The 15,746-nt window shown below is 62.6% G+C and carries 19 protein-coding genes and 1 tRNA gene; 10 read left to right on the top strand and 10 right to left on the bottom strand.

What is annotated here, in order from left to right:
- Window positions 1–9: 9 nt before the first annotated feature.
- The 3 genes from grxC to V7M64_RS05760 all read left to right on the top strand — a co-directional run bounded on the left by grxC (window position 10) and on the right by V7M64_RS05760 (window position 2,017).
- Window positions 10–273: a glutaredoxin 3 gene (gene grxC / locus V7M64_RS05770; protein ID WP_333677698.1), complete on the top strand. Its 264-nt coding sequence runs from the start codon at window positions 10–12 to the stop codon at window positions 271–273.
- A complete protein-coding gene (locus V7M64_RS05765; protein WP_333677697.1) occupies window positions 270–662 on the top strand; it encodes a carboxymuconolactone decarboxylase family protein in 393 nt (130 codons plus the stop codon). Before grxC ends, V7M64_RS05765 begins: the two co-directional genes overlap by 4 nt.
- A 341-nt stretch (window positions 663–1,003) precedes the next feature.
- Complete coding sequence (locus tag V7M64_RS05760) at window positions 1,004–2,017, top strand: isocitrate dehydrogenase (RefSeq protein ID WP_333677696.1); 1,014 nt, start codon at window positions 1,004–1,006, stop codon at window positions 2,015–2,017.
- Window positions 2,018–2,061: 44 nt separating this feature from the next.
- Here the strand turns inward: V7M64_RS05760 and V7M64_RS05755 are convergent, their stop codons facing one another.
- From V7M64_RS05755 to V7M64_RS05725, 7 genes are all read right to left on the bottom strand, one after another.
- A complete protein-coding gene (locus V7M64_RS05755; RefSeq protein ID WP_333677694.1) occupies window positions 2,062–2,523 on the bottom strand; it encodes a carboxymuconolactone decarboxylase family protein in 462 nt (153 codons plus the stop codon).
- A gap of 39 nt (window positions 2,524–2,562) precedes the next feature.
- Entirely contained in the window at window positions 2,563–3,462 is a 900-nt protein-coding gene (sigJ, locus tag V7M64_RS05750) for an RNA polymerase sigma factor SigJ (RefSeq protein ID WP_333677692.1), read from the bottom strand.
- A gap of 60 nt (window positions 3,463–3,522) precedes the next feature.
- Window positions 3,523–4,446 (bottom strand): aspartyl/asparaginyl beta-hydroxylase domain-containing protein, encoded by a 924-nt coding sequence (locus V7M64_RS05745; protein WP_333677780.1) that lies wholly within the window; start codon window positions 4,444–4,446, stop codon window positions 3,523–3,525.
- Window positions 4,447–4,536: 90 nt separating this feature from the next.
- Window positions 4,537–5,319, bottom strand: coding sequence for a bifunctional hydroxymethylpyrimidine kinase/phosphomethylpyrimidine kinase (gene thiD / locus V7M64_RS05740; protein ID WP_333677691.1), 783 nt, complete (start codon window positions 5,317–5,319; stop codon window positions 4,537–4,539).
- 139 nt (window positions 5,320–5,458) lie between these two features.
- Entirely contained in the window at window positions 5,459–6,838 is a 1,380-nt protein-coding gene (locus V7M64_RS05735; protein ID WP_333677690.1) for a PhoH family protein, read from the bottom strand.
- A 62-nt stretch (window positions 6,839–6,900) separates the two neighbouring features.
- Window positions 6,901–7,362, bottom strand: coding sequence for a peroxiredoxin (locus V7M64_RS05730; RefSeq protein WP_333677689.1), 462 nt, complete (start codon window positions 7,360–7,362; stop codon window positions 6,901–6,903).
- Window positions 7,363–7,635: 273 nt separating this feature from the next.
- Window positions 7,636–8,199, bottom strand: coding sequence for an ACT domain-containing protein (locus tag V7M64_RS05725; protein ID WP_333677688.1), 564 nt, complete (start codon window positions 8,197–8,199; stop codon window positions 7,636–7,638).
- 118 nt (window positions 8,200–8,317) lie between these two features.
- Here V7M64_RS05725 and dapA point away from each other — a divergent pair, with 118 nt between their 5' ends.
- Window positions 8,318–9,211, top strand: coding sequence for a 4-hydroxy-tetrahydrodipicolinate synthase (dapA, locus tag V7M64_RS05720; RefSeq protein WP_333677686.1), 894 nt, complete (start codon window positions 8,318–8,320; stop codon window positions 9,209–9,211).
- Between the two features lie 51 nt (window positions 9,212–9,262).
- Window positions 9,263–9,856, top strand: a complete 594-nt coding sequence (locus tag V7M64_RS05715; protein ID WP_333677684.1) for a hypothetical protein — start codon at window positions 9,263–9,265, stop codon at window positions 9,854–9,856.
- Between the two features lie 73 nt (window positions 9,857–9,929).
- On the opposite strand, the gene fdxA is transcribed toward V7M64_RS05715, so the two are convergent.
- On the bottom strand, window positions 9,930–10,253 hold the full coding sequence (fdxA, locus tag V7M64_RS05710) for a ferredoxin FdxA (RefSeq protein WP_333677683.1): 324 nt from the start codon (window positions 10,251–10,253) through the stop codon (window positions 9,930–9,932).
- A gap of 31 nt (window positions 10,254–10,284) precedes the next feature.
- A tRNA-Glu gene (locus V7M64_RS05705) sits at window positions 10,285–10,360 on the bottom strand.
- 136 nt (window positions 10,361–10,496) lie between these two features.
- Here V7M64_RS05705 and pcnB point away from each other — a divergent pair.
- From pcnB to panD, 5 genes are all read left to right on the top strand, one after another.
- Window positions 10,497–11,894 (top strand): polynucleotide adenylyltransferase PcnB, encoded by a 1,398-nt coding sequence (gene pcnB / locus V7M64_RS05700; protein ID WP_333677778.1) that lies wholly within the window; start codon window positions 10,497–10,499, stop codon window positions 11,892–11,894.
- Window positions 11,891–12,373, top strand: coding sequence for a 2-amino-4-hydroxy-6-hydroxymethyldihydropteridine diphosphokinase (folK, locus tag V7M64_RS05695; RefSeq protein ID WP_333677776.1), 483 nt, complete (start codon window positions 11,891–11,893; stop codon window positions 12,371–12,373). The genes pcnB and folK overlap by 4 nt, the downstream gene beginning before the upstream one ends.
- Window positions 12,374–12,427: 54 nt before the next feature.
- The gene (gene panB / locus V7M64_RS05690) at window positions 12,428–13,258 is read left to right on the top strand and encodes a 3-methyl-2-oxobutanoate hydroxymethyltransferase (RefSeq protein ID WP_333677682.1); all 831 of its coding nucleotides are present in this window, start codon (window positions 12,428–12,430) and stop codon (window positions 13,256–13,258) included.
- Window positions 13,259–13,271: 13 nt separating this feature from the next.
- The gene (panC, locus tag V7M64_RS05685; protein ID WP_333677681.1) at window positions 13,272–14,117 is read left to right on the top strand and encodes a pantoate--beta-alanine ligase; all 846 of its coding nucleotides are present in this window, start codon (window positions 13,272–13,274) and stop codon (window positions 14,115–14,117) included.
- Between the two features lie 120 nt (window positions 14,118–14,237).
- A complete protein-coding gene (gene panD / locus V7M64_RS05680) occupies window positions 14,238–14,624 on the top strand; it encodes an aspartate 1-decarboxylase (RefSeq protein ID WP_188792548.1) in 387 nt (128 codons plus the stop codon).
- Between the two features lie 58 nt (window positions 14,625–14,682).
- Here panD and queG read toward each other — a convergent pair whose 3' ends face one another.
- A complete protein-coding gene (queG, locus tag V7M64_RS05675; protein WP_333677676.1) occupies window positions 14,683–15,744 on the bottom strand; it encodes a tRNA epoxyqueuosine(34) reductase QueG in 1,062 nt (353 codons plus the stop codon).
- Between the last annotated feature and the right edge of the window lie 2 nt (window positions 15,745–15,746).

The raw sequence follows: 15,746 nt of genomic DNA, 5'->3' as shown, positions 1-15,746 counted from the left end.
GTTTTGGTGATGCCCAAGATCGAAGTTTATTCCACCGCGGTATGCCCGTACTGCGTGGCCGCCAAGAACCTGCTGAAGGCCAAGGGCCTGGCGTGGGAAGAAGTGCGGGTGGATACCGATCCGGCCCAGCGCGACCTGATGCTCCAGCGCAGCGGCGGGCGCCGCACCGTGCCGCAGATCTTCATCAACAACCAGCACGTGGGTGGTTACGACGACCTCGTCGCCGCCGACCGCAGCGGCAAACTCGCCCAGTTGCTGGGGGCGGCCGCATGAGCGCTGGGAAGGATCGCATCGCCGAGTTCACCGCCTTTCGCCAGCGCATGAACGAACGCATCCTGGCCGAAGACAACCAGGTGGTTCGCCGTTTCTTCGCGCTGGACACGCAGACCTACAAACCCGGCGCGCTGGACGTGAAGACCAAGGAGATGCTCGGCTTGGTCGCATCGATGGTGCTGCGCTGCGACGATTGCATCAGCTATCACGTGGCGCAGTGCAAGGAAGCGGGGGTGGGGCGTGATGAATTCTTTGAAGTGTTCAGCGTGGGCCTGGTCGTGGGCGGATCGATCGTGATTCCGCATTTGCGCCGCGCGGTGGATTTCCTGGATCAGCTGGAAGCGGGCGCGGCAGCCGGGCAGGCGGAAGGCTGCGGCGAGCACGCGTAACCTCCGTAGCGGTTGACTCCCTCTCCCTCTGGGGAGAGGGCTGGGGTGAGAGGCAACCTCGCGGTGAGCGCAAATGGAAGCGTCGCTCTGCGCTCTGATTGGAGGTTGCGGCAAGCCCTCTCCCCTCACCTCAATCCTCTCCCCAGAGGGGAGAGGACGCGAACGCGAAAAGCACATCATTCGAATAAAGGCGATGCTCCATGCGAGCATTTGCAACGCCCCGTGGCCACGCCCAGGCTATTCGCCGACAAGCCCATCAGGGATAATTACGCGGTTTTCAGCCAGGCGCCTCGTCTCAGCGCGCCGGCATCCCCGCTTCATTCCCCAAGGAGTTTCCCCTCATGAGCAAGACCATTGCGGTGATCCCGGGCGATGGCATTGGCCCGGAGATCATGGCCGCCACGCTGCACGTGCTCGACGCGCTCGATTGCGGTCTCACCTACGACACCGTGGAAGCCGGCATGATCGCGCTCGAAAAGCACGGCGATCTGCTGCCCAAGCCCACGATCGACGCGATCGCCAAGCACAAGGTAGCGCTGAAGGGGCCGCTGACCACGCCGGTGGGCGGTGGCTTCACCTCGATCAACGTTACGCTGCGCCGCCACTTCGATCTCTACGCCAACGTGCGTCCGGCGATCAGCTTCCCCGGCACCAAGGCGCGCTACGACAACATCGACATCATCACGGTGCGCGAGAACACCGAAGGCGCGTATCTCTCCGAGGGGCAGACGCTGTCGGAAGACGGCGAACTTGCCACCTCGATGATCCGCGTAACGCGCAAAGGCTGCGCGCGCATCGTGCGCTATGCCTTCGAGATGGCGGTGAAGAAAGGCCGCAAGAAAGTCACGGCCGTGCACAAGGCCAACATCATCAAGACCGCGTCGGGGCTGTTCCTCAACGTGGCGCGTGATATTGCGAAGGATTTCCCGCAGATCGAGTTCAACGAGATGATCGTGGACAACGCCTGCATGCAGCTGGTGATGCGTCCGGAGCAGTTCGACGTGATCGTCACCACCAACCTGTTCGGTGACATTCTTTCCGACCTGTGTGCCGGCCTGGTGGGCGGTCTCGGTCTTGCGCCCGGCGACAACATCGGCGAGCACGCGGCAATCTTCGAAGCCGTGCATGGTTCCGCGCCGGACATCGCCGGCAAGGGCATCGCCAATCCGTGCGCGTTGCTGCTTGCCGCTGCCGACATGATCGATCACTTGGGGCTGGTGGAGAAGGGCACCAAGCTGCGCGAGGCCATCCGCGACACCATGGCGAACGATCGCGACCACGTCACGCCGGATATCGGCGGCAAGGGTTCGACGCAGAGTTTTGGCGAGGCGATTGCCAAGCGGGTGAAGGCTTAATCGTTGTGCGCCCCTCTCCCTTTGGGAGAGGGGCGTTGTGCAAGTTACGCCACCTTGCGCTCCGGCAGCTTGTAATTCGGCTCCGTCTTCGACGGTATCGCGATGCGATTCCAGCCGTTGATCATGATCACCAGCAGATTCAGATCCATCAGCTCCTTCTCGCTGAACTGCGCACGCGCCTGCTCGTAGACCTCATCCGGCACGCCGTGCAGCGGATCGAGCCGCGTTACCGCTTCGCACCATGCCAGCGCTGCGCGTTCGCGATCGCTGTAGAACGGCGCTTCGCGCCATGCCGGCAGCACATGCAGGCGCTGCTCGGTTTCGCCTTCGGCGCGGGCTTCCTTGCTATGCATGTCCATGCAATAGGCGCAGCCGTTGAGTTGCGATGCACGCATCATCACCAGATGGGTGAGGCTCTTCTCAAGGCCGGATTTGTCGATGTGCGCCTTCATCGCAAACAGCGGCTTCAAGGCTTCGGGATAGGTGTAATAGGAAAAACGTGACATGGCTTTAAGTCCTCATGTGGACGGCCGTTATTGACCGTTTCAATGCAAGGACGAACCGCCTGGCGATTTCGTGACAGCGGCCAACCGCGCCAGTTTTTCCGGATTGCGCAGCGCATGTACGGCTATGATGTGCTCGCCGTCGCACTCGATCCAGCATGCGGTGACCAGTTGCCCATCTGCCCACGTGAGCAGCACGGGCGCGCCATTCAAGGTGCGCAGCTGGCGGCGCACTGTATGGCCGTCTTCCTGCTTGGCCACTTGCAGATACAGGCGGGCAATGCGTTCGCTGCCCAGCAACGGGCGCAATGCCGCCGTGACGATGCCACCGCCGTCTGAAATATGCACGGCATCTTCGGCAAAGAGCGCGCGCAGGTTTGCTTCCGTCGGTTGCTGCAAGGCTTGCGCAAATCGCTCGAGCAGGCGCCGTTGCGTTTCCAGGTTGGTGGTGAAGCGTGCACGTTCATCGTGCAGGCGCTGCTTGGCGCGGTGCGCGCGCTGGCGGCAGGATTCTTCGGTAATGCCAAGGATGGATGCAGCTTCCGCATGGCTATAGTCGAACACCTCGCGCAGCAGGAAGGCAGCGCGCTCTTCGGGATTCAAGCGTTCCAGCAGCATCAGGAACGAAAGAGTAAGCGTTTCGGCCTGCTCGGCCTGCGTATCAGGCTGTTCCCGCGTTTCGATCAGCGGTTCGGGCAGCCAGGGGCCGGTGTAGTGCGCGCGCTCGACCTTGGCGCGGCGCAGCCGGTCCAACGCCAGGCGAGTGGTGACGGTGACCAGCCAGGCTTCCGGATCTTCCAGGCTGGCTTGGTCCTGCGCGTGCCAGCGCAGCCAGGCGTCGTGCAGTACGTCTTCGGCATCCGCTTGCGTGCCGAGCATGCGATAGGCCAGGCCCAGCAGGCGCGGACGGTGTTTCTGGAAGAGTTCGGTAGCTGCGTCCATGGTCGTTTCCGGTAAGGGCCTAGAGCCAGGACGCTGGAGCTGCCGGAAACGTGACAAGCCTCAGCGCACGAACGGCCAGGGCGCGAGGAACACCAGCCAGATGAAGATCAGCATGCCGATGTACTTTATCGTGCGGAACAGGCGCGGGAACTTCCGTTTGAACATGCGGCTGCGCTCGCGGCTGCGCGCATTGAGTGCGAACACGCGATTGACGAAGCCGGTTTTTTCTTCCGGCGATTCGGTATTCGGCGAGGCGGTGATTTTGCCCATAAAGGCCCCCACGCGATGGTTGATGGCGCCCATGGCCCGCGTGCGCAGAGGACGCTCGACATCGGCAAACAGGATCACGCGCGTCTGGTCGGTGTTGTTTTCCACCCAGTGCACGTAGGTTTCGTCGAACACGACATCTTTGCCGTCCCCCCAGGCGTGTTCTTCGCCGTCGACGAAGATGCGGCAGGCGCGCGAGTTCGGCGTGATCAGGCCCAGGTGATAGCGCAGCGAGCCGGCGAAAGGATCGCGATGCGGGTTGAGCTTGCTGTTCGGCGCCAGCGTGGCGAACATCGCCGCCTTGATGGTGGGAATGGAGTTGAGCAAGGTCACGGTTTTCGGGCACAGCGTTTCGGCCGAGGCCAGCGGCTCGCCATACCACTTCAGGTAGAAGCGCTTCCAGCCTTGCTTGAAGAAGCTGTTGAAGCTGGCGTCGTTGTGCTTTTCGGCGGCGCGGATATGGCCATCGTCGAACAGCTGCAGCGCTTCGTCGCGGATGGTTTGCCAGTTGTCTTTCAAAAGATCCAATTGCGGAAAGCCGCTGCGATCCAGGATAGGCCGCGCCGGTACCGCCGAGAAGGCGTACATCAGCAGGTTGTACGGTGCGAACACGGCGGAATGGTCGACCAGCTGGCGATCGAAGCGCAGGCGCGTGCGGCCGCGCAGGTGGACCAGCAGCACGCACAGCACGAAGGCCAGCAGCACGTAGAGGATGATGAAGCGGGGACTGAGGAAATCCATCGTGAAGGCGGCTTGGCCTGGACATGTGGCCGGATGGCCGCCCGCCGATTTTACGGCAAATGCCGCTTAGTGACGGAGCACGAATGCGGCCCCGCCGCCGGGCCGGTAGCCGCTTTTCAGCGCGCGTTGCACGTAGGCCACGGCGCGGCGCACGGCCAGGCGAGGCGTCGCGCCGTTGGCCAGCTCCGCGGCGATGGCCGAAGCAAGCGTGCAGCCGGTGCCGTGGCCTTCGCGCGGCAGGCGGGCATGGCGGATTTCCATGACGCCTTGCTTGTCGAAATAACGGTCGACCACTTCGTTGCCGCGGCCATGGCCGCCTTTCAGCAGCACACCGCGTGCGCCCAATGCGAGCAGGGCTTGTGCAGCGTCCGCAAGTTGCTTTGCCGTACGCAGCGGACGGCCGAGCAGTGCCTCCGCCTCTGGCAGGTTGGGCGTGAGTACGTCGGCTAGCGGGATCAATTCGCTGATGACCGCTTCGATCGCATTTTCATCCAGCAAGCGCGAGCCGGTGGTCGAGATCATCACTGGATCGATCACCACCCATTGGGGCTTGTGTTTGCGCAGCGCCGTGGCCACCGCCCGTACTGTCGCCGCATTGCCCAGCATGCCGGTCTTGACGGCAGCGATGGGGAAGTCGTCGAACACCGCTTCGATCTGGCTGCGGATGTGCGCAAGCGGCACCGGATGCACAGCGGTAACGCCGCGCGTGTTTTGCGAAGTCACCGCGGCGATGACGGAAAGGCCGTGCACACCCTGCGCATGGAAGGTTTTCAGGTCAGCCTGGATGCCCGCGCCACCGCCGGAGTCGGAGCCGGCGATGGTAAGGGCGATAGGGGGTTGGTTCGGCATTACCTTTGCTCGTCATCCCGGCGAAGGCCGGGATCCAGTGAAGTGCGATGTGCGAAGCACGCGAAACCTTTTATGTTGCGTGCTTCGCACTGGTTATTTAACTGGATTCCCGCTTTCGCGGGAATGACGGCAGTGAGGATTACAGTGCTTCCGACGCAAAATCCGCCAGCCGCGAACGCTCGCCACGCCGCAGCGTGATATGCGCCGAATGCGCCCAATGCTTGAAACGATCCACCGCATACGTCAAACCCGAGGTGGTTTCAGTCAGGTAAGGCGTATCGATCTGCTCCACATTGCCCAGGCAGACAATCTTGGTGCCGGGGCCGGCACGCGTAATCAACGTCTTCATCTGCTTCGGCGTGAGATTCTGCGCTTCGTCGATAATCAGGTAACGCGACAGGAAAGTACGTCCGCGCATGAAGTTGAGCGAGCGGATCTTGATACGCGAAGCCAACAGATCGTTGGTGGCCTGTCGTCCCCAGCTGCCGCCTTCTTCCGGATTGGCAAGCACTTCCAGATTGTCGGTGAGGGCACCCATCCACGGCGTCATCTTTTCTTCCTCGGTGCCAGGCAGGAAACCGATGTCCTCGCCGACCGATACCGTCGCACGCGTCATGATGATTTCGCGGTAACGCTGCTGGTCCATCACCTGCGCCAAACCGGCCGCAAGCGCCAGCAGCGTCTTGCCGGTGCCGGCGGTGCCGAGCAAGGTGACGAAATCCACATCTGGATCCATCAATACGTTGAGTGCGAAATTCTGCTCGCGATTGCGCGATGCGATGCCCCATACGCTGTGGTTGGTATGGCTGTGATCGTCGAGCAATACCAGCGTGGCGCGTACTTCATCGACATGCAGCACGCGCAATTCCACGCTGTTGTCACCGGGCAGGAACAGGCATTGTTGCGGATGCCAGTCTTCGTCTTCGCGACGGTCGACCTTGTAGAACGTGCGGCCACGTTCGTTCCACGATTGCACTTCCGGATGGCGATCCCAGAAATTCTCCGGCAGTTCGGCCGAGCCGGTATACAGCAGGGCGAAATCGTCCAGCGCGCGGTCGTTTTCATAGTCCTCCGCATCGATGCCGTAGATCTTGGCCTTGATGCGCAGGTTGATGTCCTTGGTGACCAGGATCACCGAACGGCCCGGATTTTCTTCCTTCAGCTCGATCACCGCGGAAAGAATCAGGTTGTCGGCCTTGCCATGTCCGTTGGTGGTGCGCTGCTGGAAATATAGTCTGCCAACCGCGGCGCCGCGTCGGAGCGAAATGCCTTGAGGGCTTTGCAATGCCAAGCCGTTGCTGATGCCGTGGCCGTTGCCGCGTTCGATCAATTCATTGAGAAAGCGGCTGACCTGGCGGCCGTTGCGCGAGACTTCCGAAGCGCCTTTCTTCTTTTCGTCCAGTTCCTCCAGAACGGTCATCGGGATGAAGACGTCGTGCTCCTCGAAGCGAAACAGCGAGGTCGGATCATGCAGCAGCACGTTGGTATCGAGGGCGTAAATGCGCTTGCTTCCGGTCATGCGGAAGTAACCTCACGGGGCAGGAGGGATGGAAACGTTGGTGATGCAAACGGACGTAAGAGTCACCGAGCGGGAATGGCGTCGAGCACCGCCTGCGCATGGCCGGGCACTTTCACGCCCCGCCATTCCGCCGCGAGCTTGCCGTCGGGATCGATCAGGAAGGTGCTGCGCACCACGCCCATGTGACGTTTGCCGTACAGCACTTTTTCGTGGATCACGTCGAAGGCGCTGCACCAGGTTTCGTCCGCGTCGGATACCAGCGGGAACGGCAGTTCCTGCTTGGTGGCGAAGTTGGCGTGGGATTTCACCGAATCGCGCGAGACGCCGATGATTTCGGCATGGCGTTTCAGAAACTTGGGATAGAGGTCGCGGAAGTCTTTGGCTTCGGTGGTGCAACCAGGGGTGCTGTCCTTGGGATAGAAGTAGACCACTACCCATTGGCCTTTCAGTGAATCGAGTTTCAGCATGCTGCCGTCGCCGGTGACGGCTTGCAGCTTGGGGACTTTCTTGCCTAGTTCGGGCATGGGCTCTCCGGTAGCCAGACTTACGTTTAGCAACTGCTGGAGCGGAGACTAGCGCGTGTTATGTGACGGAAACAGCCTTGTCAGATGGCAAAAGGCGGAGCATTCTGAGGGACGCGCTAATCCATTTTCGTGGGCGTCACCAGCCCTATCTGTTCGCATCCCTTCGGTCCATCGTCTCGACAGACAGCCAGTCTGCCTTCGCCGATGGCCCTGTGGTCTGAGAACAGATAGGGCTGGCCCTAAGGGTGATGTCCAGAGGGGGTTAGCGCGGCCCTAAAATTTCACTGGATCCATGATGGCGTCGAGATTCAAGCCGTCGCAGAACTCAAGGAAGTCATCGCGCAAGGCGGCGATGTGCAACTTATCCGGCACCCCGATCGTGAACTGCGCCTGGAACATCGCGGCACCCGTTTGCATGGCCTGGTAGCGCATGGAACTGAGCTGCTCCACGCTGATGTCGTGGCGGCTGAAGAAATCGACGATCTTGACCAGGATGCCGGGTCGATCGGACGACACCACTTCCACCAGGTACGGCAGCAGATGGCCGCTCGGTTCGCGCGGACTGGTGCGGTAATGCGTAAGGCGCAATTCTTCCTCGCGCGCCAGTTTGGCCAGAGCCGTTTCCAGCTTGGCCACCGCATCCCACGCGCCGCTGGCGAGCAGGGTAAGCGAGGTATCGGCGCCGATCGTCGACACGCGTGCATCGGATAGATTGCAGCCGGCATCGGCAATGCGTCGCGCCAGTGCGAGCAACGGCGTGCGCATGGCGGGCGTCAGCGTCTGGATCAGCAGTTGATGGTCGTTGCTGGATCGCGCGGAAAAAGGGTTGGTGGACATGGATGGTGGCGACCCCGCGTCGTGCGGGATGACGACGAACGATACGCCAGCTTACTTGCCCGTCCCGCGAGGCCGCAAGTAAGATGCCATGTCCATTTTTTGTTGTGCGGTACGCGCCATGAAGATTCACGGAAGCGTCTGCGCGCTGGTCACTCCATTCGGTTCGGATGGGGCTCTCGACCTGGCGGCATTCGGCCGCCTGCTCGATTTCCAGATCGCGGGCGGCACCCAGGCGGTGGTCGTCGCCGGTTCCACCGGTGAAGCCCACATGCTCGAACACGATGAATACGATCGACTGCTGGCCTTCGCGGTCGAGCACGTCGCTGGTCGTATCCCGGTGGTCGCCGGAACCGGCGAAGCCGGCACCGCCAAAACCGTGGCGCTGACGCAGCGTGCCCGCGTGCTCGGCGCGAATGCCGCGTTGGTGGTGGCGCCGTATTACGTGCGTCCCACGCAGGAAGGCCTGCGCCGCCATTTCCTGGAAGTGGCCGATCGCGGTGGCCTGCCGGTGATTCTCTACAACGTACCCAGCCGCACGGCTTGCGACCTGGCGCCGGAAACCACGGCGGTATTGCGCGATCATCCGGCCATCATCGGCATCAAGGAAGCACGCAGCGACGCCGAGCGCATCCAGCGCACCGCGGAACTTGTGCGATCGGATTTCGTCTATCTGTCCGGCGACGATGGCAGCGGGGCGCAAGCCATGCTGGCAGGCGCCGCCGGCGTCATCTCGGTAGTGGCCAACCTGGCGCCCAGGGCTTTCCGTGCGTTGTGCGATGCGGCCACCTCGGGTGACCGCGCCGCCACCGCACGCTGCCACGCCGCGCTCGAACCGCTGGTGCAGGCGCTCAACTGCGCGCCCAATCCGATCGCGGTGAAGGCCGGCTTGCCGGAGCTGGGCCTGGGCACGGCCGTGCCGCGCCTGCCACTGATGGAGCTGGAACAAGGGCCGGCGCGCGAGCAGCTACGCAAGGCCTTGGCGACTCTGGCATCCTTGGCGGATGCCGCTTAAGCCTCTCGCCGGCTACTCACACTCATTTCGGAACACAACGGAATCCATTACATGAAGAAATCTTCCCTCGCCGTCGCCCTGCCGGCCTTGGTTTTGACTGGCTTGCTCCTCTCGGGCTGCGGCATCTTCCGTTCCGAAAAAGCCTGGCAGACGGCCAAGCAGGAGTCGCCGCTGGAGATTCCGCCGGGCATGGATACCCCCAACGCCAGCGCCGCGCTGGTGATTCCGCCGACCGGCAGCAACCAGCCGACTGCCAATGGTGCCACCGCGCGCGTGGGCAACAACGTCGGCACGATCACCGACGGCTTCATCCTCGCCGATACCGTGGACAACACCTATCGCCGTGTGGGTGAGGCACTGGGTAACGGTGAAATCGGCACGCTGAAGAGCCATGACGATGCCGCGCACAGCTACAGCCTGAGCGTGATGGCCTCCGATCAGCCGGCGGAAAAGCAGGGCTTCCTGAGCCGCATGTTTGGCCGCGGCAACGGCGGCTCGGGTGGTCCGAATGTCGCACCGCGTCAAGTGGTGATCACCGTCAACAGCAGCGGCCAGGGTTCCGCCGAAGTTCGTGCACAGGGCGAAGCCGCGGCGGTGGCCAAGGTGGTCGACAGCCTGAAATCGCGCCTCGGCGGCAAGGGCTGAGCGATACGCTCAGTCTGCGGTCAAAAGAAAGCCGCTCAATGAGCGGCTCTTTTTTTGGCCGGACCGGCGCCGCTCAGCGTTCGAGCAGCGCGAGTTTGTCCGGTTTATTCTCCCATTCCTTCGCATCCGGCAGGGCATCCTTGCGGACGGTGATGACCGGCCACGCTTTGGCAAGCTCTTTGTTCAGAGCGGTGAAGCCTTCCTGGCCGGCGGGCACGTCATCTTCCGGATAGATCGCATTGATCGGGCATTCCGGCTCGCACAAGGTGCAGTCGATGCACTCGTCGGGATCGATTGCCAGGAAGTTGGGGCCTTCGTGGAACGCGTCGACGGGACAGACTTCGACGCAATCGGTGTATTTGCACTTGATGCAGTTGTCAGTGACGACGAAGGTCATGCTGCCGTGTGCCTGCTGCTGAAATGGGCGGTGGCGCTCCCAACGAGGTTCGAACTCGTGTTCCCGCCTTGAGAGGGCGGTGTCCTAGGCCACTAGACGATGGGAGCGGATTGTTGCGAAGCGCGCTAGTATAGCTGAATTGTCTCGTCCGGCAACGCCTTGGGACAGTGCCCTCGCCTAAGCGGTAACGCTTGCAGGACAATGCCTTAAGACCGGCCCAGGATGGTTCGACGCATGCCGGACATGCTCGGCCACACCGCTCCGGATTTGGAAACCCGCAAGGATTTCGATCGCTTGAATCCCACAGCCGCCAAGCTTGCCCTGCGCATCTTTCCGCGCGAGCAGCACACGATTTCCCGCAAGAACATCAGCAAGGCCGCCTTGCGCGTGCTCTATCGCCTGAACGAAGCCGGTTACGACGCCTACCTGGTGGGTGGCGCCGTACGCGACCTGTTGCTGGGCGGGCACCCGAAGGATTTCGACGTGGCCACCAACGCCACGCCGGAAGAGGTGAAGAAGCTATTTCGCAATTGCCGGCTGATCGGCCGCCGCTTCCGCCTCGCGCACGTGGTGTATGGCAGCGAGATCATCGAAGTGGCCACCTTCCGCGGCACCAGCGATGAAGAGAGCGAGGGCGACCGGCACATCGTGGATGGCCGTATCGTGCGCGACAACGTATGGGGCAGCATCGAAGAAGATGCCATGCGCCGCGACTTCCGCGTCAACGCGATGTACTACGACATCAGCGATTTTTCCGTGCGCGATTATGTCGGCGGCATGCAGGACCTGCAGAATCATGCGCTGCACCTGATCGGCGATCCGACCACGCGCTATCGCGAAGATCCGGTGCGCATGCTGCGCGCGGTGCGCCTGGCGGCCAAGCTGGATTTCCGCATCGATCCGTCCGCGTCCGCGCCCTTCGCCGAACTCGGCCCGTTGCTGAGCGGCGTGGCGCCGGCGCGGTTGTTCGACGAGTCGCTGAAGATGTTCCTGGCCGGCTATGGCCGCAAGAGTTTCCGCATGCTCGAAGAATGCGGATTGCTCAAGTTCATGTTTCCCGCCACGGCGCGCGCGCTCAAGCGCGGCGACAAACCGTTGCGCGTGCTGATCGAGCGCGGCTTGGAAAACACCGATGCGCGCGTGGCGGAAGGCAAGTCGGTCACGCCGGCGTTCCTGTTTGCCGTGCTGCTGTGGGGCGAAGTGCGCGACCTGGCTCACACGTGGGGCACGCAGGGCAAGGACATCAACGAGGCCTGGGCACGCGCTGCCGTGCAAGTGGTAAGCGAGCAGTGCCAGCGCGTGGCGATCCCGCGCCGTTTCACCATCACCATGGAAGAAATCTGGTCCTTGCAGCCACGGTTCGAACAGATCCAGCGCAAGAAAGTATTCCGCTTGCTGACCCATCCACGTTTCCGCGCCGCGTTCGACTTCCTGCTGCTGCGCGCGGCGGAATCACCGGCAATGGGCGAGCTCGGCCAATGGTGGGCGCATGCGCAGCAACTGCCGCACGAAACCCTGGCGGCCGCGCTGCCGCTGCATCAGGCCAACGCAGCAGGCGACGCGGAGCCGGTGCGCGCAAGCGCCCCGCGCAAGCGCAAGCGACGGCGCAAGCCCGCCACCGGCAAGTCCGGAGCTGCCTGATGCGCGCTTACGTCGCGCTTGGCAGCAACCTCGGCGATTCAAAACAATACATGCTCGATGCCATCGACGCGCTGGCCGTGTTGCCGCACACGGAGCTGCTGGCACGTTCGCGCATCTACCGCACACCGCCGTGGGGCAAGCTCGATCAGCCGGATTTCCTCAACGCGGCGGTGGCGCTTGAAACGGCATTGGAACCGCATGATCTGCTCGATGCCTTGCTGAACATCGAGCGCTTCGCTGGACGTGAACGCAACGGCGAACGCTGGGGACCGCGCACGCTTGATCTCGATCTGCTGCACGTCGTAGGCAAAACCGTGAACAGCGAGCGCTTGAGCTTGCCGCACCCGCACATCGCCGATCGCGCCTTCGTGCTGCTGCCACTGCATGACGTCGCGCCCGCGTTGGACATTCCCGGGCAGGGCAAGGTCGAGGAGCTTCTACGGGCCGTTGATACACAAGGCTGTACACCGCTCGCTTGAGCGCGGGCCGTTCAACGCCTGATAATTGTTCACCGCAACATCAAAGGAACCACCGTGTACGTGGAAAACGCCAGTGCTCCTGTCCGCAAACCGGTCACGGTTCCCAGCCTGCATGCGCTGAAGGCGGAAGGACGCAAGATCGTGATGCTCACCGCGTACGATGCAAGCTTCGCCACGCAACTGGAAATCGCCGGTGTCGACGTCGCGCTGGTCGGCGACTCGCTGGGCATGGTGGTGCAGGGCCAGCGCAGCACGCTGCCGGTGACGCTCGATCAGATGGTCTATCACACCAGCATGGTGGCGCGCGGCTTGTCCGCGACCTTGCTGGTCACCGACATGCCATTCATGGCCGATCGCCACGTCGACCACGCGCTGGAAGCCGGCGCGCGACTGGTCGGCGAAGCCGGCGCGGCGATGGTCAAGATCGAAGGCGCCGCGCCGCACATTCTTGAATCGATCCATGCGCTGACCGAACGCGCCATTCCGGTGTGCGCGCATCTGGGGCTCACGCCGCAATCCGTGCACAAGTTCGGCGGCTACAAGGTGCAAGGCCGCGAGCACGAAGCGGCCGAGCGCGTACTGAGCGAAGCCTTGGCCGTGCAGCAGGCGGGCGCCAATATCCTGGTGCTGGAAGGCGTACCCACGCCGTTGGGTGAACGCGTGACCAAGGCGCTGGACATTCCTGTCATCGGGATCGGCGCTGGCCCGCATTGCGATGGCCAAGTGCTGGTGATTTACGACATGTTGGGCATCACGCCCGGCAAGCGGCCCAAGTTCAGCAAGGATTTCCTTGCCGGCCGCAACTCGGTGCAGGAAGCCATTGCCGCTTATGCCGCCGACGTGCGCAGCGGCGCGTTCCCCGCCGCCGAACACGGTTACAACTGAAGAAGACGTCCACATGCAAACGCTTCAAGATGCAGCAGGCCTGCGCGCCACCATTCGCGGTTGGCGTGCGCAAGGGCACACGATCGGCTTCGTGCCGACCATGGGCAACCTGCATGCGGGGCATCATTCACTGGTGAAACTGGCGCGCGCCCGCACCGATCGCGTAGTGGCCAGCGTATTCGTCAATCCTACGCAGTTCGGGCCGAGCGAGGATTTCGAGCGCTATCCGCGCACGCTCGCGCAGGATCAGGTGGGCCTGGCCGAGTCGGGTTGCGACGTAGTGTTCGCGCCGGACGTGGCGACGATGTATCCGTTCGGTGCGGACAAGAGCGTGAGCCTGCACGTGCCGGAAATTACCGAGACCCTGGAAGGCGCGCATCGCCCTGGCCATTTCGATGGCGTGGCAACCGTGGTGTGCAAGCTGTTCAACCTGGTGCAGCCCGATATCGCGATCTTCGGCCAGAAGGATTTCCAGCAGCTGAAGGTGATCGAGCGCCTGGTGCGCGACTTGTCCCTGCCGGTAAAGGTCATGAGCGCGCCCACCCAGCGTGCTGAGGACGGGCTGGCGTTGAGTTCGCGCAACCAGTACCTGTCGCCGGACGAACGGACGACGGCGCCGCTGATATACGAGACCCTGCAACAGATGCGCGAGCTGATCGCCAAGGGCCACGCGCGCAAGGTGGTGGAGCAGGCGGCGGCATCCAAGCTGGAACGTGCCGGTTTCGCCCCCGATTATGCCGCCATTCGGCAGGCCGACGACCTGGCCGAGCCGGCCGATGGCGAGCATGAAGGGCTGGTGGCGCTGATCGCGGCCCGCCTGGGCGCCACCCGCTTGATCGATAACCTGCTGTTTGATTGAAACATCAAGGGTATTGAATGACCCTCGGCTACCCCCATGTACGGGCCGGTGCCGTTGCGGCCATGGCCGCGGCGGCAGGATAATATCGGGCTACGCAGGCAGTTCCTGCTGGAAAAAGTCATGCACCTGAACATGCTCAAGGCGAAAATCCATCGTGCCACCGTGACCCACGCGGAGTTGCACTATGAAGGTTCGATCGCCATCGACGGCCTGCTGCTCGACGCATCGGGCATTCGCGAATACGAACAGATCCACGCCTGGAACATCAACAACGGCAAGCGCTTCGTCACCTATGCGCTGCGCGCCGAAGAAGGCTCCGGCATCATCTCCGTGAACGGCAGCGCCGCGCATCGCGCACAGCCGGGTGACCTCGTCATCATCGCGGCCTTCGTCCATCTCGATCAGGCGGAAGTGGAGAAATTCCAGCCGACGCTGGTGTACGTGGACAAGGACAACCGCATCAGCCATACCAATCGCTCGATTCCCAAGCAGATGGCCGCGGCGTAAGACGCCAATTTTTCCTGGTCGTCATTCCCGCGAACGCGGGAATGACGACTATGAGGTTTTAATGGTGCCGCGCGAGCGCCCAAGCCACGTGCTCGCGCACGATCTCCGACGGATGCTCTTTCCGCGCCAGCAACGCCGCGCGCACTTCCTCCGACGACGGCGCATTGCCCAGCGCCACCGCAATATTGCGCAACCAGCCTTCATAACCCGTGCGGCGAATCGCCATGCCTTCCGTGCGACGCAGGAACTCCTCTTCGCTCCACGCGAACAGTTCCACCAGCTTGGCACCATCCAGGCTGTGCCGTGGCGCGAAATCCGGCTCGGTTGCATCCTGCGCAAATTTGTTCCACGGGCAGATCAACTGGCAATCGTCGCAACCAAAAATTCGGTTGCCCATCGGTGCGCGCAGATCTTCCGGAATCGGGCCTTTCAATTCGATCGTGAGATAGGAAATACAGCGGCGCGCATCCAGGCGATACGGCCCGACGATGGCCTGCGTCGGGCAAATGTCGATGCATTTGCGGCAGGTACCGCAATGCGCCGTGGCCGCCTCGTCAATCGGCAACGGCAAGTTGGTGTATAGCTCGCCAAGAAAGAAATACGACCCGGCCTGGCGATGGATCAGCACCGTATGCTTGCCGATCCAGCCCAGCCCCGCATTGCGTGCGAGCGCTTTTTCCAGCACCGGCGCGGAATCGACATAGGCGCGGTAACCAAAATCACCGACCGCCTGGCGAATGCGCTCGGCCAGCTTCTGCAATCGGTGGCGCATCAGCTTGTGATAGTCACGGCCCAGTGCATAGCGCGCCACGTAGCCGGCTTCGGCATCGCGCAATACATCCCATGCGTGCTGGGTGCCCGGCGGCAGGTAATCCATGCGCACGGAAATCACGCGCTGGGTGCCGGGTTCAAGTTCACTCGGCCGGCTGCGCCTGGTGCCATGGCGCGCCATATAGTCCATGTCGCCGTGGTAGCCGTCCTCCAGCCAGTTCTGGAGATGTTGCTCGTCCTGTTCCAGCGCCACCCCGCTGATGCCTGCATCGGCAAAGCCGAGTTCGCGCGCCCAGCGTTTGATGTCGCGGGCGAGGGCGGCGTAGTCAGGGGAAACGGGGGTAGACATGC

Source organism: Dyella sp. (assembly GCF_036746095.1).
GTDB lineage: Bacteria > Pseudomonadota > Gammaproteobacteria > Xanthomonadales > Rhodanobacteraceae > Dyella_B.
This window is presented reverse-complemented; position numbering and strand designations above follow the sequence as displayed.